General features: G+C 58.7%; 3 protein-coding genes. 2 read left to right on the top strand and 1 reads right to left on the bottom strand.

The window, feature by feature from the left end:
- Positions 1–278: 278 nt before the first annotated feature.
- Together VGE80_RS09615 and VGE80_RS09610 are read left to right on the top strand one after the other, a co-directional pair.
- Positions 279–788: a hypothetical protein gene (locus tag VGE80_RS09615; RefSeq protein WP_373651516.1), complete on the top strand. Its 510-nt coding sequence runs from the start codon at positions 279–281 to the stop codon at positions 786–788.
- A 265-nt stretch (positions 789–1,053) separates the two neighbouring features.
- The gene (locus tag VGE80_RS09610; protein ID WP_373651515.1) at positions 1,054–2,523 is read left to right on the top strand and encodes a DUF1501 domain-containing protein; all 1,470 of its coding nucleotides are present in this window, start codon (positions 1,054–1,056) and stop codon (positions 2,521–2,523) included.
- 178 nt (positions 2,524–2,701) lie between these two features.
- On the opposite strand, the gene VGE80_RS09605 is transcribed toward VGE80_RS09610, so the two are convergent.
- Positions 2,702–3,494 (bottom strand): BON domain-containing protein (locus VGE80_RS09605; RefSeq protein ID WP_440592506.1); only part of this gene is annotated, 793 nt, incomplete at its 5' end.

Below are 3,494 nucleotides of genomic sequence, written 5' to 3'. Positions count from 1 at the left end.
AAGACGGTGACTGACCGGGCCTCGCGGTTCACCGTCAACAATGTGATTCATTCAAGTGCCCCCCGGTTGGGGGGCATTCTGCGTTTACGTGCCAGCCCCGCAGCCGTAGCGGTGCGGGTAAAGCAGCGTCTCAACCCCACTTAACATGACCAGGTTGAATCGCGTGAAGGTCGATGAGTCGCCTCTACGGGACGTGCAGAATCCGTGGTTCTCCGTTAAGATTGCCCTGCATTTGCAACCAACCGTCCGGACAATTTGACGAATTCGAGACCCGTGAAATGAAAAGTCTTCTGCCTGTTGTATTCGCGCTTTTGACTGGCTTGTTCTGGGGAACGTATGGCCCCGTGCTTGGTCAGGCGCGTGCATTCGAGAAGAGCCCCTTCAAACCGTACGTCATGATCGGCGTGGCATACCTGCTCTGGGGAATCATCGGTGGGCTGGTCGGCATGTTTGCCAAAGGAGACGCCTTTACGTTCACCCGGCAAGGGACGATCTGGGGATTTGCCGCGGGTACGCTGGGAGCATGGGGAGCTTTGACGCTGACGCTGGCCATGTTCACTGGAGGAACCGCGATGCCTCAAGTCGTGATGCCCATCGTGTTCGGGACGGCTGTGTCCGTCAGCGCCATCGTCGCGGTGCTGACAACCAAGACCCAGGCCGACCCACGTCTCTGGCTGGGGATCATGGGAATGGCGGTTTGCATTGTGACCGTCGCCTATTTCACGCCCCACGCGGCACCGCACGCTCCGAAGCCCGCAGAGCCCCCCGTCATCAATGAAAAGTCGTGAGGAAGGACATCGAGACGACGATCGCCGCGATCAGTTCGCCTTCTGCGAATCACATTCAGAACAGGGAGCAGTGCCGCGCTGCTCCCTGTTCTCCTTTGCATCAACATCCAGATCGGCTTCTCCTGAAATGCTCTCGCGAGTCGGCATCCACGTTCTTCGGCACGTATCACTGACATTCGCAGATTGGACGTCGGACGTTTTGATTCGGTATAGAATCGTGTAGTCACGCCAGTTGAATCTCCTCAAAAAGCTCGCGAGAGATCCCATGTCGACACACATTCCAACTGCTCCGCTGCCGTGGGGTTCGACACGTCGACAATTCCTCGCGAAGGCTGGGAATGGATTCGGTTCCCTCGCGCTGGCAAGTCTGCTGGCCCAGGAAGGGGGGTTGGGACATGCTGCGACGTCTTCGGGAGTGAATCCGCTCGCCTCCTGTCCCGGCCATTTCCCTGGCAAGGCGAAATCGGTTATCTGGCTCTTCATGAATGGGGGACCGTCCCAGGTCGACACCTGGGACTACAAACCAGAACTGCAGAAGCGGGACGGCACTGAGCTTGTCGGATTCGATCAGACCACGGGTTTCTTCGCTGGTCAGGGGGGCCCCCTGATGAAATCCCCCTTCAAGTTTGGACAGCATGGAGAATGTGGTGCCTGGGTCAGCGAAATCTTTCCGCAGATGGCTCGCCACGTCGACAAGATGGCCTTCGTCTACTCCTGCTGGACTGATTCCAATAACCACTCCCCTGCTCTGTTTCGTATCAATACCGGGATGTCCCGGCAGGGCTTTCCCTGCGTCGGTTCCTGGGTCACATACGGTCTGGGGAGTGAAAGCCAGAACTTGCCCGCTTTCGTCGTCATGTACGACACACTGGGACGGGGAATTCCCAAAGGACATGCTCAAAACTGGGGTGCCGGCTTCTTACCCAGCGTCTTTCAGGGAACTGCACTCAAACCTCAAGGCGATCCGATCGAAAATCTGAAACGGGCACAGGGGATGTCTGACCAGCAGCAGAGATCGCAACTCGATCTTCTGGCCACGCTGAACCGGACTCACCTGGATCGACATGCGGCCGAGTCAGAACTGGCGGCGCGGATTGAATCCTTCGAGCTGGCTTACCGCATGCAGATGGCCGCCCCCGAAGCACTGGATCTTGCGAGTGAATCAGAAGCGACACAGAAGCTGTACGGACTCGACAACCCCAAGTGCGCTCACTTCTCGAAGCAGTGTTTGACGGCTCGACGGCTCGTCGAACGGGGCGTTCGCTTTGTGCAGATTTACTCCGGCGGAATGGAGAACGAACGGAGTTGGGACGGTCACGCGAATATCGCAGGCAACCATACCGGCTTTGCCGCGGAAACAGATCAGCCGATCGCAGCATTGCTGACGGACTTGGCCGAGCGTGGAATGCTCGACGAAACCCTGGTCGTCTGGGGGGGTGAATTTGGTCGCCTGCCGCTCGTACAGAAGGGTGGAACCGGTCGAGACCACAATCCGCACGCCTTTACCACCTGGTTCGCCGGGGGAGGCGTTAAAGGGGGAACCCTGTTCGGTGAAACGGATGAGATCGGCTACAAAGCACTCATCGACCGGGTCAGTATCAACGACCTGCACGCGACGATTCTTCACCAGTTAGGTCTTCACCATGAGCGGTTAACGTATCGGTACAACGGCCGTGATTTCCGCTTGACTGATGTCAGTGGACGCGTCGTGACAGAGATCCTGCAGAACGCATGAGCGTGGCGGTACCCTGAAGTGGCGACGTATCATCCGAACCAGTCGATCTGACTCGAGACGGCATCATTGTTTCCTGGACCGGCAACGGCCGTCCGTAACAATTGAATGGCAATTAAATCTGGCCGGGCAATGTCTGTAAGAAAGTCCTTGAGGGTCTCAGGCACTTCAGAAACTGCAATCAGGGAGTCTGCGTCGTATCCGGATAAGTCAGCTCGTTACGAACTTTCCGGACGCCGGGTTCCTGACGAGCAATGATTTCCGCCACCTTCGCCCGTTCGGCGGAAGCAACTTGACCGCGGAGGACCACTTCCCCTTCGGGGCTGACACTCAGTTTGACATTGCTGGATTTCAACGATGTCATTTTGTTGAGCTTTGTTTCAAGCTTTGTCGAAACAGTGGGCAAGTGAGCGGGGGTATGCTCGAAGGCGACTTTCTGACGTGGCCGGATCGGCGGAGCCTGCCTCTGTGCGCCGCCGAAGCCAACGCCCATACCTCCCTGCTGCTGCTGATTATTGAACATCCCGCCATTCGGGTTACCGCGGTTGCCACCACCGCGACGATTGCCACCCATATTCTGATTCATCATTCCGTTCTGGCCCTGCCCCTGAACGTTGCGTCCCAGAAAGTTGTTCGGGTTAGTATTGACCCCCAGGAACCCTTGTCCCTGCTGGCCCATGGCATTCATGCCGTTGTTCATATTCCCCTGGCCGAACGCCCCCGCACCGCCGAAGCCCCCGCCGGCACCGCCCCCCGGACCTCCGCCAAGTCCGCCAGCACCACCGAGTCCCCCGCCGCCCATGCCACCGGCACTCATGCCCGAAGCACCAAGTCCCCCTCCGCCGAGGCCGCCGCCAGCACCGCCACCGCCAAATCCTCCCCCCCCCGCGCCACCACCCCGGCCTCCTCCGAAACCACCCCCTCCGCTACCACCGCCGCCGAACTGCGCGTGCGATGGGAGAGGGCTAATCAGA

Origin of the sequence: Schlesneria sp., assembly GCF_036405755.1 — a bacterium.
GTDB classification, from domain to species: Bacteria; Planctomycetota; Planctomycetia; order Planctomycetales; family Planctomycetaceae; genus Schlesneria; species Schlesneria sphaerica.
The sequence above is the reverse complement of the archived record's forward strand: the minus strand, read 5'-3'. Positions and strand labels throughout refer to the sequence as shown.

Excerpts from the sequence above, each read along its gene's own strand:
- VGE80_RS09615 (WP_373651516.1), top strand. The coding sequence starts at position 279 with ATGAAAAGTCTTCTGCCTGTTGTATTCGCGCTTTTGACTGGCTTGTTC.
- VGE80_RS09610 (WP_373651515.1), top strand. The coding sequence starts at position 1,054 with ATGTCGACACACATTCCAACTGCTCCGCTGCCGTGGGGTTCGACACGT.